Below are 18,143 nucleotides of genomic sequence, written 5' to 3'. Positions count from 1 at the left end.
TCCCGGAATGACCGGGGGCGATGATCACCCGGCAAAGCCGCGAAGCACGGGTGGCGGGTGGGGACCGGCAGGCCGGGAAGCGAGGGCCCGCTTTTTGTTGACAGCAGGAGATACGCGAACTATATTTACTTACCGGCGCGGAATCCATTACCGGACCGGAGTGTTATCGTTTGCGAAAAGACGGAGAGAACCCATGTGGGAATATACCGATAAAGTAAAGGACCTCTACAAGCACCCGCAAAATGTGGGAACCATCGAAAACGCGGACGCGGTGGGCGAGGTCGGCAGCATCGTGTGCGGCGACGCGCTCACCCTGTATTTGAAGATCGAGGACGACGTCATCAAGGACGCGAAGTTCCAGACCTTTGGCTGCGGGAGCGCGATCGCCTCGTCGTCGGCGCTCACGGAGATGATCAAGGGGAAGCGCGTCGAGGACGCCGAAAAAATAACGAACCGCGACATTGCCGACTTCCTCGGGGGACTCCCCGAGCAGAAGATGCACTGCTCCGTATTGGGGCGCGAGGCGCTGGACAAGGCGCTCGCAAACTGGCGCGGCATCACGCTCGATGACGCGCACGACGTCGAGGGCGAGATCGTGTGCCAGTGTTTCGGGGTGACCGATGCGCTCATCCGCAAGGTGATACGCGAGAACCATCTCAAGACCGTCGAGGATGTCACCAACTATACCAAGGCCGGGGGCGCCTGCGGATCGTGCATCCCCAAGATCGAGGACATCCTGAACGACGAGCTCAAGACCAGCCCCGGCGTCGCGGCGGCGCCCGCGGCGAAGAAGCCCCTCTCGAACATACGGCGCATCCAGCTCGTCGAGGAAACCATCACCGACGTGATCCGGCCCATACTCCAGAAGGACGGGGGCAATATCGAGCTTGTCGACGTTGAGGGAAAACAGGTCATGGTCGCGCTCAGGGGCAACTGCGCGCACTGTCTCACCTCGGATGTGACGCTCAAGAACCTGGTCCAGGAAAAGCTCCGCGAATTCGTGGAGGACGATATCGAGGTCGTGGAGGCGCGCTGAAGGGCGCGGGAAGGAAACGCATGAATATTAAATCCGTTTATTTCGATAACAACGCGACCACCATGGTCGACCCCGCCGTGCTCGAGGCGATGCTTCCCTTTTTCTCCGAGCGATACGGCAATCCATCGAGCATGCACGATTTCGGGGGCGCCGTCGCCGCGGACGTGGAGAAGGCCCGCCGCCAGGTGGCCGACCTCCTGGGAGCCGAGAACGACTACGAAATCGTGTTCACGAGCGGCGGGACGGAATCGGACAATTACGCCATCATGGGGACGCTCGCCTTCTTCAGGGAGAAGCGCCACGTCATCACCACGCGCGTCGAGCACCCGGCGGTGCTGAACCTCTGCAAGCGCCTGGAGCGGGAAGGATATCGCATAACCTACGTCCCGGTGGACGGCGAGGGCATGCTGGACGTCGAATTCTTAAAGAAGGCCGTGGACGACGATACGGCCGTGGTCTCGGTCATGTACGCGAACAACGAGACCGGGGTTATCTTCCCGGTGGAGGAGATCGGCGCGTTCCTGAACGAGCGCGGCGTTCCCTTCCACATAGACGGCGTGCAGGCCGCCGGAAAAATCCCGATCGACGTGAAGAAGATCGGATGCGACATGTTCGGCATCTCGGGGCACAAGCTCCACGCGCCCAAAGGGATTGGCGCGCTCTTCGTGAAAAGGGGGACGCGCATACGGCCGCTGCTCTACGGCGGTCACCAGGAACGGGGCCGCCGCCCCGGCACCGAGAACGTCCCGGCGATCGTGGGATTGGGAAAGGCCGCGGAGCTTGCGCTCCGCTACCTGCCTCAGGAAGCGGAGCTCGCGCGCCTGAGGGACCGGCTCGAAAAGGGAATACTGGAAAAGTTCGGCAACGTGTCCGTGAACGGGAGCCGCACGCACCGCGTTCCCAACACGACGAACGTCGGCTTCGAGTTCATCGAGGGCGAAGCGATTCTCCTCTATCTTAACGAAAAGGGCATCGCCGCCTCGTCGGGTTCCGCGTGCTCGTCGGGCTCGCTCGAGCCGTCGCACGTGCTGCGCGCCATGGGTGTGCCGTTCACCGCGGCGCACGGCTCCATCCGCTTCAGCCTCAGCCGTTTCTCCACACAGGATGAGGTGGATTACGTGCTCTCGGCGCTTCCCGAGATAATCAACCGCCTGCTCGAGATTTCCCCGTTCTGGGACAACAAGGAAAAGAAGGGGAAGCCCATCACCGTATAATCTCATCCATCCCCTCTCTCCCATTCTTACACGTCGCGTGAATAAAAATAATTATTGACGGGAATCGGCGTATTGTTATAGTTCGATAATTATCGAAACATAATAATCAGGCAGTCGCACACTCATGGGTGAGGTGAAGGATGGAAAGCAGGAGAAGATTTCTCGCAAAATCGGCGGTCGCGGGACTGGCGTTAAGCCTGCCGGGATGCTCCAGCCCGGGCAAGACGGATACGACCATACCGATCAGGTCCAGGAAACCCGGCAGCGCCCTGGTCGTCTACTTCAGCCAGACCGGGCATACGAAGCGGATCGGGCGTCTCATCGCGAAGACCTGGGAGAAGGCCGGAATAAAAACGGACGCGCACGATGTAAGGGACATCAACCCGGAAATACTTGCGCGCTATGACCTCATCGCCGCGGGAAGCCCGGTGTTCTACTACGAGGTGCCCGCGTTCATGCGGGAATGGCTGGACAGGATCCCCTCCATCGAGGGCGCCGCCGTCGCCTCCTTCGTCACGTTCGGCGGGAAGGGGGGAAACCAGCACAACACCGGCTGCACGCTGCTCGAGCTGCTTGCCGCGAAGGGCGGCGTTCCCGTGGGCATGGAGCTTTTCTCGAACATGAGCGCGTTCGCCCCCACCTGGAGCACCGTGAGCGAGGAACGCATCTTGAAATTCCGGCACCTCCCGGGCAAAGAGACCTATGGCAAGGCCAGGGAATTCGCGGGGCTGATACTCTCGAAGGTGGGCGAGGGCGCCGCGATGGAGATCGACCGCGACATCGCCTTCGCGGAACTCATGAAGGGCGGCACCTCGATCTGGTTCACCAAGCTCATGATCGGCCGGCACACGATCGACGCGGGAAAATGCATTAAATGCGGGACCTGCGTGGAGAAATGCCCGGCCGGGGCGATCGATATCGAAAAGGGACGCGTCGACACCGGGCGCTGCGTCGCGTGCATGGGATGCGTCAATAACTGCCCCGCGCAGGCGATCGACATGACCTTCACCGGCGACAGGGTGTACGGGTTCAACGAATTTTTAAAGAAGCACAACATCGTCATCGAGGAGCCGGAGGAGCTTGCGGGAACGTAGCATCAACGGAAGAGGAGATGAGGAGATAATGGATTAACGGCGATTGATGAGATAAAAATTCGGGTGGGCGGTAAACAATAAAAAAGGCGGGTTACCCCGCCTTTTTTGCGTTTATATATAATAAGATCCTAACGGATGATCTCGTTTATCAGCTTGCCCAGGGTCTGGTCGTGGGTGTGAACGGTCTTCTGGTTCGCCTCGTAGCTGCGCTGGACCTCGATCATGTCCACCATCTCGCGGATCGCGTTCACGTTCGACTTTTCCAGGAAACCCTGCACCACCTTGAATTCGCCGGCCGGCATCGCGGGTCCCGAATGTTCGGTGTCGCGGTAGAGGGAGTCCCCCTCCTTCTTGACCTCGCGGATTCGCTCGAAGTCGACCAGCTTCAGGCGGTCGACGACCATGGGCTGTTCCCAGGAATTGTCAGCCAGGCCTACCACGTCATGCGGGTCGAGCGACTTGGCCCCGTTGACCATGACCTCGCCGCGCTCGTTGACGATGAAATTGTTCTGCTGTATCCGGATGGGACCGTTTTCGCCCATGACGGGATAGCCGGTATGCGTCACGAGGAGGCCGTCCTGGTTCAGGGTGAAGGAGCCGTTCCGGGTATAGCGCTCGCCGCGCTCGGTCATGACGGTGAAAAAGGCGTTCCCCTCGAGGGCCATGTCGAAGTTGTTTTCGGTGCGCTGGAGTGAGCCCTGGTCGAACTGGGTGAACACCTCGTTCACCTCCACCCCTGTGCCGAGCTTGCCCACGATGGGCATGCTGTCATAGGAGCCGGCGGGTACGGAACCCAGCCCGTCGTCGTTTATTCGGCGTATGAGCATGTCGGGGAAGGATTTGAATATCGCGAGGTCCTTCTTGAATCCCGTCTGGTCGACGTTTGCCAGGTTGTTGGCGATAACGTCCATGCGGGCGTCCTGGACGACCATGCCGTTTGCGCCGGTATAAATGCCTCGAAGCATATCAGGGTTTTCCTCCTTTTACCCTTTTAATATCGGCACCTAGCGCGGATAACTTTTGATCTAATTTTTCGTAACCCCGGTCGCTGTGGTAGATGCGGCGTATCTCGGTGCCGTTGGAGGCGGCGAGCGCCGCGAGCAGGAGCCCCGCGCCCGCCCGGAGGTCGGACATCATCACCGTTGCGGAGGTGAGCTTTTTCACCCCCCGGACGACGGCGGTGTTGCCCTCGAGGGTGATATCGGCCCCCATGCGCCTTAACTCGGCCGCGTGGGTGAACCTGTTCTCGAATATGGTTTCGATTATGACGCTCAACCCGGGCATCGTGGTCATGAGGGCCATCACGGGCGCCTGGAGGTCGGTCGGGAAGCCGGGGTAGGGCTGGGTGCGCACCATGGTGCCGGAGAGTTTCCTGCCGGGTTTCACGGTGACGTAGTCGTTTCCCTGGTCGACCAGGAAGCCCATCTCGCGGAGCGTGACGATGAGCGCCCCCACGTGCTCGGGCACCGTGCGGGTGATGGTGACCTCGCCGCGCGTGATGGCGCCGGCGATGAGATAGCTCCCTGCCTCGATGCGGTCCGGCATGACGCTGTAGGTCGCGGGGGTGAGCCTCTTGACGCCCTCGACGGTGATGCGCTCGGTCCCCAGGCCCTCGATGCGGGCGCCCATCGCGGTGAGGAAGTTCCCCAGGTCGACGATATCGGGCTCCATGGCGCAGTTTTCGAACACGGTCGTGCCCTTCGCGAGCACGGCTGCCATTAATAAATTTGCCGTCGCTCCCACCGAGATCTTGCGCATCGCGAAGTGCGCGCCCTTGAGGCCGGAGGTGCGGGCCTTGATGTAGCCGTGTTCGATCTCGATCTGCGAGCCCATGGCCTCGAAACCGGAGAGGTGGATGTCGACGGGACGCTCGCCTATCGCGCATCCGCCGGGCATGGATACGTCGGCCTCGCCGCAGCGCGCGAGGAGCGGGCCCATCACGTACACCGAGGCGCGCATGGTCTTGACGAGGTCGTAGGGCAGCTCGACGTTGCAGATCTTCTTGACGTCGATCGTGAGCGCGTTGCGGGCCGGATCGAAGGCAGTCTTCGCCCCCAGGCACTCGATGACCTGGATGATGGTCTTGATGTCCATGAGGTCGGGCACGTTCGTGAGGACCGTTTCGCCCTCCGCAAGCAGACTCGCCACGATGATGGGAAGCGCCGCGTTCTTCGCCCCGGAAACCGGGACCTCGCCTTTCAGCTTCCTTCCGCCGTTTATCTTGTAGATATCCATGTCAGAACTTTCCCTTTTTCATATCTTCCAGGTCGTCGACCTTTTTCTTCAATTGATATACCTCGCGCCCCAGGTCCTTGATGGTGGACATGGCCCTGTTGCCGCCGAATAACACGACGAGTATGACCGCGATTATGATGATTTCCCAGATGCCCGGCATCGACATTGCGGGAACCCCCTGTACCGGATGGCTGGAACGAAGGACGCCTGTTCCTCAAGGCGCATATAGGGGCGGGGGGAAGGAGGCTGTCAATATAAAATCCGAAAAAATAGGGTGGTGGGCTTAAGCATCCCCGAATCCCTCCTGTCTCCATATGGAATAATTCTGTTCGATCAGCGGAGTGCGAGACGGAAATGAATATAGTTCATTTCATTCATACAACGCGCGTTTAGAGAGAAAGGGCGAGATGAAATCCGGCGAAGTCGTGTTCTTCCGGACGCGTGTCCGCCGCAATGCCGGGCGGGAGACAACGCGTGCAAGATTTGATTTTAGAAAGCATGATCGAATATGCTGCGGAGTTTCAGGGAACGAGCCGGAGACGGGAGATGAACATTTCTGACGACAGTAAGGAGACCATAATGAAGAATCGGTTCAAGTGCGCACTACTCACCATGACGGCGGCCCTGGTATTCGGGCTCGCGGGTTGTGACGGCGGAGAAAGTGATTCGGGTTCGGGCGGCGAAACAATGACGGTAAAGAGCGACGCATCCCTTGACGGATTGGTGAAGTACAGTCATGCCGAATTGACGGGGTTCCCGACCTCGGACACCTATGGGGGAATCTTTAATGAAACGACCATCGTGATAGGAGAAGCATACTCCTCCAGTTCCGGCCCTCCTATGATGATGATCTCCAATTCCGTATACCGATGCCTGCTGAGTTTTGATATCACCGGTCTGGCGGGTAAAACCATTACCGGCGTGATCCTCAGAGTGCACGTAGCGTCCACCACGGGCACCCCGTTCAGCGGCCTGGGAGATTTGAAAGCTGACCGGATCGATTATGGAACAAGCACGCCGACGATCACGGATTCCACGTATTACAGTGGCCTTTCCGCGACCGACATGGGCGGCATGACGGCCGACGGCGAGTGGCGGGTCATTGATGTGACCGATGCGGTGATGGACGATCTTGCCCAAGGCCGCACGCAGTACCGGCTCCATTTTGTGAACGACCAGTGGGCCAATCAGTTGGCGTACGTGTCGATCGACTCCGGCGACAACACGGAAAACCAGCCGGAGCTGGCGGTGACGTGCGAGTAATCCGCGTGCGAGCTCCGCGAAGCGCGCGCCATGATCTCGCGTCACCAGGTCCGCATCCTGGGAAGATACACCATCAGCTCCGCCGCGCCGGAACGCGGCGGAGCCGGGGGGCAGAATCGCTAACCGCAATAATGCGCAAGGAATTCCCAGGCATCACCTGCCCCCAGGGTTCCCGGTGGCTTTACGCTCCCAAGAAGATGAAGGTTCCGCCGACCAATTCTTGTTTGACAACAGGCGAATAAGCCGCCAAATCACCCTTATCAAGCTCCCGAAACTCGATAAGCCGGGTCTTGACTAATCACTCCTGCCATATTACAACGTAACCCTCTCACGCGGCGCTTCCGCCGCGGAGTCTTTGCGAAAAAGCTATTGGGCCAATTGGTCGCCATGAAGGATTTTTCCGGCGCCTGATCCGGCCGGGATTGATACAGGGAGGATTCTAATATGAAATTAAGGAAAATATTCATCGTCGCGGCAGTCGCGATCCTGTTTATCGGAATCGCCGGTTATTTCACGATAAGGAGCTGGATGTCCACTCCGCATGGCGAACTCGATTTCCGGGTGGCGATATTCCTGAAACTCACCGGGGCCGCGGATAATGAGGCCCGGGAGCTCGATGTGCCGGTCGCTGAGTCCCGCAGGCACCTTGCCGAAATGGCCGCCTCGGTAAGCGGCTCCCCGCTGCCGATGGCTTCGGTGAGCGACATGAAGGCCGTCGCCGGCGGCCTATCCGTCCCCGTGCGCGTGTATAATCCCGGGGGGAAGGGCCTGCTGCCGGTGGTCCTCTTTTATCACGGCGGCGGATGGGTGCAGGGAAGCGTCGAAACGCATGACGGTCTCTGCCGCATACTCGCGAAAAAGAGCGGTGCTGTGGTAATATCGGTCGAGTACCGGCTTGCGCCGGAAAACCCGTATCCGGCCGCGATCGATGACGCCTACGCCGCGCTGCTGTGGGTAAGGGCGAATAGCGAACAGCTTCATGCTGATCCCGCGAAAATCGCGGTCGCGGGTGACAGCGCGGGCGGCAACCTGGCGGCCGCGGTCTGCCTCATGGCCCGTGACCGCAGGGGACCGGCCGTCGCCTTCCAGGTACTTATCTACCCGGGGCTCAATTCAGCGTACCTGAATACCGGATCGTACGGGATGTTCGCGAAAGGATACCTGCTGGACAAGCCCAACGTGGAAAAGTTTATCGGGATGTACCTCCCGGATAAAAAAGACCGCGTACTTCCCTACGCCTCTCCGTTTCTTGCAGCGGACCACAGGAACCTCCCGCCGGCGCTCATCATCACCGCGGCCTTCGATGTGCTGCGCGATGAAGGCGAGGCATATGCCGTGAAGCTCAAGGACGCCGGGGTGCCCGCGCGGGCCATCCGCTATCCCGGCATGGTCCACGGTTTCGTGTCCGCGTCGCGGCTGCTGCCACAGGCGGAGCAGGCGCTTGAGGAAATTGCGGCGGAACTCAGGAAGGCGTTTGGGGGAGGACGGGGTTGAAGGCGAAAAGAATCATATATCCGGTAATCGCGGCGGCGGCGATAGTTCTTATCGTTTATTTTACAATACCCGTCAACAGGGTCAACATCCATTCCCAGCTCATTATGCTGGGCGATCTGAATGGCGACAATCGATGGGACGAAATGGATCGCAGTCTCCTCGTCGATTTTATCGAAGACCCGTTTTCCTTTGACAGCCTGACCGCGCTCAAGACCGATGCAAACAGGAATGGTTTCACCGACGAGGAGGACATTGCGCTCCTGAATCACCTGTATGGAAGCGGTGATCCGTACGAGGCGTGCACGAATTTTCCGCGCACGAGCGGGATTTTCCCGCGGCCCAGGGAGCTTTTCAGGTATATCCCCACAACCGAGTATATTCAACGCCCCCTGTATCTGTTAAAAAATACGGTTTCCGCGTCATCCCCGCTCGCGTATGTTTCCGGATACGATTTTGCGGGTGGATCCGGATACCTGGGCCAGCTCAGGGCAGAAATCTACAGCGAGTCGCTCCGATTTACCTTTGCGTATAGAAAACGCCGGGGAATCCTCTCGCGGAGTGAATCGGAAGATTTCGGAATAAAAATTGACCGCTGCAATCATTTGTACAGATCAGGCGATTATTACACCCTGCTCCTGAATCTTATCGGGATCGTAGAGGATGCGGAGACCATGTCCGTTGAGAATCAGCCCGCATTTGTGAATAATCTCCTTGTTTTCAGAAATCATCTCAGGGAATTGCTTGAATCGCCCGTCTATGAAAAATTCAATAGGGGTGAGGTCAAATACGAAACGGTATTCGCCGAGATGGAACGACACCTGTCGAGGGATCTCGATATCACGATAAGCCTGGGAGGCCAGAAAGCGCCTCGTGAATTCACCAATCCCGAAAATTATTCCGAGAGGGCGGAGTGGCAGTTCTGGAAATCGACTGCGGATAGAAAGGAGATCATGCAATTGCTCCTCTATGCGCAGTACGACGGGAGGTACCTGCGCTCCTCGGCGAAAACAAGCGTGAAAAATGAGGATATCGGACTCCAGAACCACAACCTTCCCATGATTCTGTTGTTCCGCGAAGCGATGCGGATCAACAATGGAAACAAGAAGGCGGCCGTCGGTATGATAGATGAGGCCGTACGGATACCATTTTCATGGATAAAAATAATTCCCCGTGAAAAGCTTCCCCGATCCATCGCGCTCGAAAATTTTCTTCTTCCCGGAAACAAGGAGGACGGGTCGGATAAAAGCAGGCACTGGAACGTATTCGGAGGGATCAGCCTTTATAAATCCCCGGAGGAATCGCTCGTCCTTGGGCTTCGCAGGGAAATGGCCGACCTCAGGCGGGATGAGTATACCCCCGAAGCGATGACGGAATTCATCAGGGACACGATCGCCAACCTTAATGGGATCTATCACGTGGTCGTGCTCGATGCTTCCCTGGTGTACAAGTAATGGGTTATTGGAACCATCATGTCTTTTAAGCCAATCGTCAACATGGTGATATTCGCCGGCTGCGTGCAGGGATTTTTTCTCGCAGCGCTCGTCCTCGCTTCCCGGAAAAAGCCGCGCGTTAAGCTCCCGCTGGCCGGGCTGCTTGCGGCATTTTCCGTCAGCCTGGGGCATTCGCAGACGGTCGTGAGCGTATTGCATATCGTGCTTCCTTCCCCGGGGGGACGAATCGTCGAACCGGTCCAATTGCTGTTTGGCCCCCTGCTGTACCTGTTCTGCCGAAACCTTTCCTCGGAAGGAAAAGCGTTTTCCTGGATCGACCTGCTGCACGGGATACCCTTCACCGCGGCCGTCCTCATGCACATTTTTTTTATTACTCCAGGGAATGGGGTGTCCGATATTCCCGGCGTATCGGTCGTCGCATTCCAGCGGGCCTACGTGCTCGCGGCGATCACCCAGTTTATCGGCTACCTGTCCCTGTGCCATCGTGCCGTCGTACGGTGGCGTGCGCGGATCGGGGACGAAACCGCCCAGGATGTATCCGCCGATTTCGCTTGGCTGTTCGCACTCATGGCGGGCTTCGGTTTTTTTTACCTCGCCTCGATTCCCATCCTGTTCTGGTACCTTCATGGCGGACCGGCGATCCTGAACGAGGCGCTGTCTATGCTGGCGGCGCTTTTCATTTTCGCGATAGGGTTCCGCGCCCTGGGTGCAGGCATGAATCGCCTCATGGCCGTGCCGGGCGGACCCGCGGTGGAGCGATACCGCAATTCCCCCCTGGATGAGGCTTCTTCCCGGGAGATATTCGAAGAATTGTGCGCGGTGATGATACGCGAGCGGCCCTATGCCGATTTCGAGATATCGCTTTCCACGCTCGCGGGACGCATGGGAACAGCGCCGTATAAACTCTCGCAGGCGATAAACGAAAATAGCGGCCGGAACTTTTCCGAATTCATAAACGGATACCGCGTCGATGAGGTGAAGCGGCTTATCGCCGGCGCCTCCGCGCCAAATTACACCCTGCTCGACATCGCCTTCGAGGCGGGATTCAACTCCAAGCCGACATTCAACAAGGTCTTCAAGCGCATGACGGGCATGACCCCCTCGCAGTTCGCAGGGTCGCAAAAAAAATAACGAAAATACCGGTCTCGCTTTATAGGATAAGACGACAGGCCTTTCCTGGCGGTGTAAATTCCCGTTGAATTGAATTTATCCGGAGGCTTGACATGAATACGCAGGAACGCCGGCAGGGAGCCGGTTTCATCAGTCTGGAAGGGGTATCCAAACGCTTCACGATCGGCGACGGTTCGTTCACCGCGCTCGATTCGGTAAGCCTTACACTGAATCGCGGTGAATTTGTCGCGATAGTAGGACGATCGGGGAGCGGAAAATCGACGCTTCTCAATATAGTGGCGGCGATCGACCGTCCCAGCGAAGGGGCGGTGTTCGTTGACGGCCAGGCTGTTCACCTCATGAACGAGAATCGGGCCGCGGCATGGAGGGGAGCGTGGGTGGGCATTGTCTTCCAATTTTTCCAGCTGCTACCCTCCCTTACGATCCTTGAAAACGTGATGCTCCCCATGGAATTCAGCCGGCGCTTCAAGGGCGCGCGCGAGTCGCGGGCGATGAAGCTTCTCGCCCGGGTAGGGGTCGATATGCACGCGGGGAAACTGCCGAGTGCGCTGTCCGGCGGGGAACAGCAGCGCGCCGCGATCGCGCGTGCGCTCGCGAACGATCCGCCGCTCATTCTGGCGGACGAGCCCACCGGAAATCTCGATTCCCATACCGCGGAGGCCGTGCTCGCCGTTTTCAGGGAATTGTCGCTTGAAGGCAGGACCGTGGTAATGGTGACCCATGAGAAAAACGTCACGGACGGAATCCACAGAACGATCACGCTGTCCGACGGCATGATCGTAGGATAGGGGGGAGCCATGATACGGGTTCGCACTAAAAAAGTAATGAGGGATATGCTTAAAAACGCCCCCCGCGCGGTCCTGGTCATCCTGGCGATTGCAGTGGGCATCGTCGCCGCCGGGACGGTCATGATCGCGTACAGCGTGTTGACGCGGGAGATGGACTCCAGTTACCGGATGACCGCGCCCGCCTCGTCCGCCGTGGCAACCGATACCGATGCACGGCGGCTCCGGGCCGTGGTCGAAACCGTGGACGGCGTGGAAACGGCTGAGCCGCGCGGGATTTATCTTGGGCGCATCGCGGTGGGAAAGGACGAATGGAAACCCATCATACTCTTCGCGATCGATGACTTTCAGGACATGCGGCTGAACATCGTCCGTCCGGAAAAAGGATCATGGCCCCCTCGAAAGGGAGAAATGCTCATAGAGCGCGCGGCCCTGCCGGTTGCGCGCGCAGCGCTTGCGGATCAGGTCGAGATAGAGATTCCCGGAGTGCGTACCGTGCGTCTGTCCGTTGCCGGTATCGTCCATGATGCCGGACAGGCGCCGGCATGGATGGAAGGAATGGTGTACGGATATATAACCCGTGAAACCCTCGCGATGTTCGGTATCGATTCGCTTAACCGCCTGCTCTTTTCCACGCGGAGCGATCACGACCATGATTCCGATACGCATGAAACCGGCGATGCCCGCGCACGGGTGCGGGGGACGGGACCGGAGGCAGCGCATTTATCGTCACTGGAGCATATCAACGCCGATGTCGTCGTTGCGCTTGCCGGCCAGGGGGTAGTGGCGCGGTTGGTCGCCCCGCACGCGCACGACGCGGGCAGTGTTCCCCGGAAAGGGGCTCACCCTCACGAGGGGCAGATGAAATCGCTCCTTTTCCTTCTGGGCGCATTTGGCAGCCTTGCCTTCGCGCTTTCGGGCTTTTCCGTGTTCACCCTGATGTCCTCCCTGCTCGCGCGCGAGGTGCGTGCGATAGGCATTATGAAGGCGGTGGGCGCGCGCACGGCGGATATCGGAAGAATGTATTTCCTGGGGGTATTCGTACTCGCGTGCATCGCCCTGCTGCCCGCGATTCCCCTTGCGTACCTGCTTGCGGGAAAATACGCTTTCTTTGCGGCGGGCATGCTGAATTTCAATATCATGAATCCCCTTCCATCGGGGGCCCTCGTGTCCGCGATAGTTTTAATGGGACTCGCATTCCCGCTGGCCGCGGCTTCTGTTCCCGTCCTTCGTGGGATGCGGCTGAAGGTGCGTGACGCGATGTGCGACTATGGGGTAAAAGTTACAGCGCCCGCGCGACGCGCGGGGAGACGCAGTTCCGCAGGCACCCGGTGGGGCGCGCACCTTGTGCTGCCGCTCAGCAACATCGTGAGGGCGCGCACGCGCACGTCGCTTACCGTGGTCATGCTCGCCGCCGGCGGCGTGCTCTTCATGGCGGCGCTCAACACCGGGTCCTCGATAAAAGCGACGCTTGGCGAAATCGACAGGACGCTTAAATACGATGTCGAGGTGAGACTCGCAAGGCCTTTGCCTGTCGAGGAGATCAATCGAGTGTTTCTGCGTGAGGGCGTCACCGCGATCGAAGCGTGGAGCGACACCACGGGCTGCCGCGTGATGGAATCGGGGGTACAGGAGCGTGAATTCAGGGTGCTCGCCGTCCCGCCGGCTTCCGCCATGATCGACCTGCCGCTGGTATCCGGACGCTGGTTCGGGGAAGGCGACGGCAACGCCATTGTCGTCAATCAGCGCTGGCTCGCGGCCGAACGCGGTGTCGCGGTGGGTGACGCCATCACCCTTCGCATCGATGGCCGCGACCTGCGGGTGACCCTGATCGGGGCGGTCAGGATGTTCGGCCAGTCGACGGCGCTTGTCCCCGGCGGGATGATCGGTCAATTTTCGATGCGCGGATTCGCGAATAGCGTACGTATATCATCGATCATGGACCCGCGGGACCTTATGCGATCGGTGAATGCAGCGGCCCGCGAATCGGGCATCCCCGTCGCCATGATGTTCGGGCGGTCGGATTTCAAAAAGGCGCTGGAGGATCATTTCCTGATAATCGTGTCGTTCCTGGTTTTTATGGCCTCGTTCGTCGTCGCGGTGGGCGCCATAGGCCTTTCCTCTACGATGAGCGTTTCGGTGCTCGAGCGGTACAGGGAGATCGGTATCATGCGCGCGATCGGCGGATCGAACGGTCGCATTGTGGGAATAATACTCGTTGAAGGGGGTATCGTCGGTATCGCGGGGTTCCTTCTCGCGGTCGCCGTTTCGTTCCCGGTGAGCATGGCGATAGGCTCCGGGTTCATTCAAATCTTTCTCCAGACGTCCATAGATTTCGCGTTCGAGCCCTTATCGATCCCCCTCTGGTTCCTGGTATTGACCGCCGTTACGCTGCTTGCTTCCGTGCTGCCGGCGCGAAAGGCGATACGGCTGTCGGTCCGTGATGCCCTTGCCTATGAATGAGACCCCAATGCGAAAGGGCTGTTCCGGAACAGGGACAGCCCTTTCCGGCCGCGGGGATGATCCATACGGGTCGAAAGTTGCTGCCGTCGGGAAAATTTAATTGGATAGAAGACGCCGATTCCCGGGTAATAAATGAAATATTTAGCTATCTTTCTCCTGCATTTTCCAGTTACCATGTGTAATGGAGAGGTGGGATGAAAAATGAATAAGGACAAGGCGGGAATAGCCTGGCAGATTGAATTACGGTCACAGCGCCTCTTCAGCATATTTGGGATCATTTTCGGCCTGTTTCTCATCGCGACCATTCTTTCCTCGATGCGCGTCATGGCGCACCAGACGATACTTATCTGCGTCTTTGCGGCGACCTATTTCCTCATTCATTCCATATCCCTTCTATTCATATCGAGAAGACAAAAAACTTACCCCTGGGTAAAATACCTGAGCATTATCCCCTTCATATTCCTGCTTTCACTGGTCAAATGGAGTTTTTCATTCGGAAGCTATGGTTTTTCCAACGTTATCAAGGATACCCTTACCTACGATCTCTATTTCATATTCATCATTCTCTCCGGCGTTTATAACAATACCAGGTTTACGCTGATAACCGCGATCTATTCGGCGCTGTGTTACGGCGCTTTGCTTTTTCTGGGTGCGTTTGTATATGGCCTCGAACTGACGACGTCGGTCGACGCGATTTATTCGCCGCACCAGATCCGGATCAACACGGAAATACTAAAAACAATTCTGCTCGTGCTTGCCGGGATATCCACCAACATCATCATTTCGAATTTGATGCGGCTCCTTGAAAAAGTCCGCGAGTCGGAGGAATACACGAAGAAGCAGATTCAATATAAAACCAACGTGATCGATCAGATTTCGACAAAATCGGACGACTTGATGGATATTTCCATATCGCAGTCCGCACTCGAAAAATCGCTCGGGGAAAGCGCCCGAAAGCAGCTTGATTTCACCAAAGAATTTACCCGGTATAGTACCGATCTTTATAACCACGCGCTCAAGGTGCACGATAACATATCCGACCTGGGACAGATCGCCTCCGCCATCAATGCGCACGTGGCCAATCTGCACGATTCGCACCGCAACGCGACCGAGCTCACGAATAGATTCAATTCGATGTCGGGCACGATAACCGGGCTTATTACGACGGCGACGAAAGACATTAATCAATCTATTGAAATCATCCAGATGCTGTCCCGGGATACCGAGATCATTAAAGATTTCCTGGACATTATAAACGATATTACCGACAGGATCAATCTCCTCTCGCTTAATGCAGCGATCGAGGCCGCGCGGGCGGGAAACGCCGGGCGGGGATTCGCCGTCGTCGCGGACGAGATCAGCAAGTTGGCCGACGCGACCTCTACGCAATCGATCGAGATATCGAAAAGGCTTACTAAAAACATCGCGGACGTCAACAGCAGCGCGGAGCATATTAAAAAAGCGTCGGCATCGTTCACTTCGATTATTGAGGAAATCGGCGCGGCACAGGAGACGGTTAGGGAAGTGTTCGAGGTGATCGGGAAGCTCAATTCGGTTTCTATCGACCTGGAACAAAACGCGAGTATATTGAATGCTAAAAGCGAATCGATAGAAATGTCGACGCAGGAGCAGACGGTCATTTCGGGTGAGATAAAGGGCAGGATCGGCGTTCTCACGGAGAACGCCGATCTCATGAGCGGGTGGTGTGCCCGTCTCACAAATCTGTCCAATGATATCACTAAATTATCGAGTTCGATAATGAAAATAGTCGTGATGGGGGACGAACAATAAAATATTCGCGAGACCATCCGTGGAGGGGAGACACGGTTCCCGTACGGAGAATCCGGATAAGAAAAGCCCCGCGGTTCCAGCCGCGGGGCTTTTCTTTAAAGTACGCTGTCAATCGGCGTGTAGGCCAGCCCCAGGCTGTCCGCCACGTTTTTGTACGTGCATTTACCCAGGTGAACATTGATGCCCTTCAACAGCGCGTTCGAATCGCGCGCGGCCTGGGTGATGCCCTTATCCGCGATCGCGAGCCCGTACGGATAGGTGACGCTGGTGAGCGCGATAGTCGAGGAGAGCGCCACGGCGCCCGGCATGTTGGCGACGCAGTAATGCACCACTCCTTCCTCGACGAAGACCGGATCCTTGTGCGTGGTCGCGCGCGTGGTCTCGAAGCATCCCCCCTGGTCCACGGCGACGTCCACGATTACCGCGCCCTTTTTCATGAGCTTGAGATGAGCGCGCTTGAGCAGCTTCGGGGCCGCCGCGCCGGGAATGAGCACGGCGCCAATGACCAAGTCGGCGGTCCGTACGGCTTCCTCGATATTGCTCTCGTTGGAATACAGGGTGGTCACGTGCGTCGAGAATATGTCGTCAAGGTACGAGAGGCGTTTTGCGCTCACGTCCATGATGGTGACGTCGGCGCCAAGGCCCACGGCCATCTTGCAAGCGTTCATTCCCACGACGCCCCCTCCCAGGATCACGACGTTGCCGCGGCGTATGCCCGGCACGCCCCCCAGCAGGATGCCCCGCCCGCCAAACGGCTTCTCGAGGTACTTGGCGCCCTCCTGGATGGAGAGCCTGCCCGCGATCTCGCTCATAGGAGTCAGCAGCGGGAGCGAGCCGTCGGAGCATTCGATCGTCTCATAGGCGACGCCTATGATCTTTTTCGCCATGAGCGCCTCGGCAAGCGGCTTGTTGGCGGCGAGGTGCAGGTAGGTGTAGAGTATCTGGCCCTCGCGAAAGAGCCCGTATTCCTCGGCGATGGGCTCCTTGACCTTGACGATCATCGCGGCCTTGTCGAAAATCTCCTTTTTCGACGCGATGATCTGGGCGCCAGCCGCCTTGTATTCGTCGTCGCTAAACCCGCTGCCCACGCCGGCTCCCTGTTCGATAAGCACGGTGTGCCCGTGATTGATGAAGGGCTTGACCGTCATGGGGGTGAGTCCCACCCGGTATTCCTCGGTCTTGATCTCTTTCGCCACACCGATAATCATACATGTTCTCCTGCGAGTAATTGTTTATGCCGCTATCCGGTCCCTGCCGGTTCCAATATACGTATAGCGCGGGAACCGGAAAAGTCCAATAAAATGAGTAAGTACTCACTCATTTTCAACGGACCCCCTTTATTGTCAACATTTTTTCTGCAAAATCCGGGGGGCCGATATTCGGGCAGGGGGCGCCGCCACCACCGGGCCTGGACCCGATATGCGGGAAACGCGCACCGGAGGAACGCCATGACTCCCCGCGAGGTGCCGGATTGATCGGAAGCGTGCCCCCGCGAACCCCCGTATCAACGGGCATGGCCGCATCGTCGGCGGGGCGGGGCTCTTGAACGGGAACCGGTGAGCGGTGGACCGATATTCTATGGAAAGTGCATGCCGCGTACCCTCACGCGGGGTGTAGATTAATTTTCGGGTACCCGTATCATAGCCGGGAAAACCGTTCATATTTTTCATTCCCCATTCGTATTCACTCTGGACGCCTTTGTCCCGGAGGATACGGAATGCTTCGCACGTCCATAAACATGAGCCACATCGTCTACGTGAATATCGCCCTTGCCGCGGCAAAGTTAAAAACGAGCCGCCAGCAGGTCGTCATTATGCTCCTGAAACGCGTTCTGCGCGATATTGATCGGTTTCAGGGAGGGTTTACTTTGGTGAGGTATCAGCCCCGTGACCCTTTGAAGCGCTGGCATTGCTTTCCGATTTGCTTCAGGAAGAATGAGAATGAGTTTGCTTCGGATTTCCGTAAGTTGAGCCGGTTCTCGGTCTCGCATCTGGTAGCCATTGCGACGAAGCGCTACCTGCACGAGCTGCTGCACGATTCAGCTGGAAGGCATAATTATGTTCGGCTCCCCCATTATGCCATCGGCAGGAGGAGCGCAGGGGGCATTCTGTGCTGGGAATTCTACTGGGGGGACACCGAAACCCCCCCTACAAGAGCCTCACCAACGAAAATACTCCGCCGCACCG

Annotated in this window: 15 protein-coding genes; 11 read left to right on the top strand and 4 right to left on the bottom strand. The window is 57.9% G+C overall.

The window, feature by feature from the left end; translation table 11 throughout:
• Positions 1 to 193: 193 nt before the first annotated feature.
• The 3 genes from nifU to EPN93_00370 all read left to right on the top strand — a co-directional run bounded on the left by nifU (position 194) and on the right by EPN93_00370 (position 3,344).
• The gene (gene nifU, locus EPN93_00380; protein TAL39879.1) at positions 194 to 1,036 is read left to right on the top strand and encodes a Fe-S cluster assembly protein NifU; all 843 of its coding nucleotides are present in this window, start codon (positions 194 to 196) and stop codon (positions 1,034 to 1,036) included.
• 20 nt (positions 1,037 to 1,056) lie between these two features.
• Positions 1,057 to 2,250 carry a cysteine desulfurase NifS gene (nifS, locus tag EPN93_00375; GenBank protein ID TAL39878.1) on the top strand — a complete coding sequence of 398 codons (1,194 nt, stop codon included), beginning with the start codon at positions 1,057 to 1,059 and terminating at the stop codon, positions 2,248 to 2,250.
• A gap of 140 nt (positions 2,251 to 2,390) precedes the next feature.
• The gene (locus EPN93_00370) at positions 2,391 to 3,344 is read left to right on the top strand and encodes a 4Fe-4S dicluster domain-containing protein (protein ID TAL39877.1); all 954 of its coding nucleotides are present in this window, start codon (positions 2,391 to 2,393) and stop codon (positions 3,342 to 3,344) included.
• Positions 3,345 to 3,472: 128 nt separating this feature from the next.
• Here the strand turns inward: EPN93_00370 and flgF are convergent, their stop codons facing one another.
• Genes flgF through EPN93_00355 form a run of 3 tightly spaced genes read right to left on the bottom strand, consistent with a single transcriptional unit; the run spans position 3,473 to position 5,745 of the window.
• Positions 3,473 to 4,309 (bottom strand): flagellar basal-body rod protein FlgF, encoded by an 837-nt coding sequence (gene flgF / locus EPN93_00365; protein TAL39876.1) that lies wholly within the window; start codon positions 4,307 to 4,309, stop codon positions 3,473 to 3,475.
• Between the two features lies 1 nt (position 4,310).
• On the bottom strand, positions 4,311 to 5,579 hold the full coding sequence (gene murA, locus EPN93_00360) for a UDP-N-acetylglucosamine 1-carboxyvinyltransferase (GenBank protein TAL39875.1): 1,269 nt from the start codon (positions 5,577 to 5,579) through the stop codon (positions 4,311 to 4,313).
• 1 nt (position 5,580) lies between these two features.
• The gene (locus tag EPN93_00355; protein ID TAL39874.1) at positions 5,581 to 5,745 is read right to left on the bottom strand and encodes a twin-arginine translocase TatA/TatE family subunit; all 165 of its coding nucleotides are present in this window, start codon (positions 5,743 to 5,745) and stop codon (positions 5,581 to 5,583) included.
• 308 nt (positions 5,746 to 6,053) lie between these two features.
• Here EPN93_00355 and EPN93_00350 point away from each other — a divergent pair, with 308 nt between their 5' ends.
• The 7 genes from EPN93_00350 (at position 6,054) to EPN93_00320 (ending at position 15,957) form a co-directional block, all read left to right on the top strand.
• Entirely contained in the window at positions 6,054 to 6,842 is a 789-nt protein-coding gene (locus EPN93_00350) for a hypothetical protein (protein TAL39873.1), read from the top strand.
• A gap of 444 nt (positions 6,843 to 7,286) precedes the next feature.
• Positions 7,287 to 8,336 (top strand): alpha/beta hydrolase, encoded by a 1,050-nt coding sequence (locus EPN93_00345; protein ID TAL39872.1) that lies wholly within the window; start codon positions 7,287 to 7,289, stop codon positions 8,334 to 8,336.
• Positions 8,333 to 9,787: a hypothetical protein gene (locus EPN93_00340; protein ID TAL39871.1), complete on the top strand. Its 1,455-nt coding sequence runs from the start codon at positions 8,333 to 8,335 to the stop codon at positions 9,785 to 9,787. Before EPN93_00345 ends, EPN93_00340 begins: the two co-directional genes overlap by 4 nt.
• 18 nt (positions 9,788 to 9,805) lie before the next feature.
• Positions 9,806 to 10,918 (top strand): AraC family transcriptional regulator, encoded by a 1,113-nt coding sequence (locus tag EPN93_00335; protein TAL39870.1) that lies wholly within the window; start codon positions 9,806 to 9,808, stop codon positions 10,916 to 10,918.
• 92 nt (positions 10,919 to 11,010) lie between these two features.
• Positions 11,011 to 11,706: an ABC transporter ATP-binding protein gene (locus EPN93_00330; protein ID TAL39869.1), complete on the top strand. Its 696-nt coding sequence runs from the start codon at positions 11,011 to 11,013 to the stop codon at positions 11,704 to 11,706.
• Between the two features lie 9 nt (positions 11,707 to 11,715).
• Positions 11,716 to 14,166, top strand: coding sequence for an ABC transporter permease (locus EPN93_00325; protein TAL39868.1), 2,451 nt, complete (start codon positions 11,716 to 11,718; stop codon positions 14,164 to 14,166).
• A 201-nt stretch (positions 14,167 to 14,367) separates the two neighbouring features.
• Positions 14,368 to 15,957, top strand: a complete 1,590-nt coding sequence (locus EPN93_00320; protein ID TAL39867.1) for a hypothetical protein — start codon at positions 14,368 to 14,370, stop codon at positions 15,955 to 15,957.
• 95 nt (positions 15,958 to 16,052) lie between these two features.
• Here the strand turns inward: EPN93_00320 and ald are convergent, their stop codons facing one another.
• On the bottom strand, positions 16,053 to 17,165 hold the full coding sequence (gene ald, locus EPN93_00315) for an alanine dehydrogenase (GenBank protein TAL39866.1): 1,113 nt from the start codon (positions 17,163 to 17,165) through the stop codon (positions 16,053 to 16,055).
• A 509-nt stretch (positions 17,166 to 17,674) separates the two neighbouring features.
• Here ald and EPN93_00310 point away from each other — a divergent pair.
• On the top strand, positions 17,675 to 18,143 hold a 469-nt coding region (locus tag EPN93_00310; protein TAL39865.1), incomplete at its 3' end, for a hypothetical protein.

The organism is Spirochaetota bacterium, assembly GCA_004297825.1.
Taxonomy (GTDB): Bacteria; Spirochaetota; UBA4802; order UBA4802; family UBA5368; genus FW300-bin19.
This window is presented reverse-complemented; position numbering and strand designations above follow the sequence as displayed.

What these genes read in the sequence shown, in the direction of transcription:
- nifU (TAL39879.1), top strand. Translation starts at nt 194, where the DNA reads ATGTGGGAATATACCGATAAAGTAAAGGACCTCTACAAGCACCCGCAA.
- nifS (TAL39878.1), top strand. Translation starts at nt 1,057, where the DNA reads ATGAATATTAAATCCGTTTATTTCGATAACAACGCGACCACCATGGTC.
- EPN93_00370 (TAL39877.1), top strand. Translation starts at nt 2,391, where the DNA reads ATGGAAAGCAGGAGAAGATTTCTCGCAAAATCGGCGGTCGCGGGACTG.
- flgF (TAL39876.1), bottom strand. Translation starts at nt 4,309, where the DNA reads ATGCTTCGAGGCATTTATACCGGCGCAAACGGCATGGTCGTCCAGGAC.
- murA (TAL39875.1), bottom strand. Translation starts at nt 5,579, where the DNA reads ATGGATATCTACAAGATAAACGGCGGAAGGAAGCTGAAAGGCGAGGTC.
- EPN93_00355 (TAL39874.1), bottom strand. Translation starts at nt 5,745, where the DNA reads ATGTCGATGCCGGGCATCTGGGAAATCATCATAATCGCGGTCATACTC.
- EPN93_00345 (TAL39872.1), top strand. Translation starts at nt 7,287, where the DNA reads ATGAAATTAAGGAAAATATTCATCGTCGCGGCAGTCGCGATCCTGTTT.
- EPN93_00335 (TAL39870.1), top strand. Translation starts at nt 9,806, where the DNA reads ATGTCTTTTAAGCCAATCGTCAACATGGTGATATTCGCCGGCTGCGTG.
- EPN93_00330 (TAL39869.1), top strand. Translation starts at nt 11,011, where the DNA reads ATGAATACGCAGGAACGCCGGCAGGGAGCCGGTTTCATCAGTCTGGAA.
- EPN93_00325 (TAL39868.1), top strand. Translation starts at nt 11,716, where the DNA reads ATGATACGGGTTCGCACTAAAAAAGTAATGAGGGATATGCTTAAAAAC.
- EPN93_00320 (TAL39867.1), top strand. Translation starts at nt 14,368, where the DNA reads ATGAATAAGGACAAGGCGGGAATAGCCTGGCAGATTGAATTACGGTCA.
- ald (TAL39866.1), bottom strand. Translation starts at nt 17,165, where the DNA reads ATGATTATCGGTGTGGCGAAAGAGATCAAGACCGAGGAATACCGGGTG.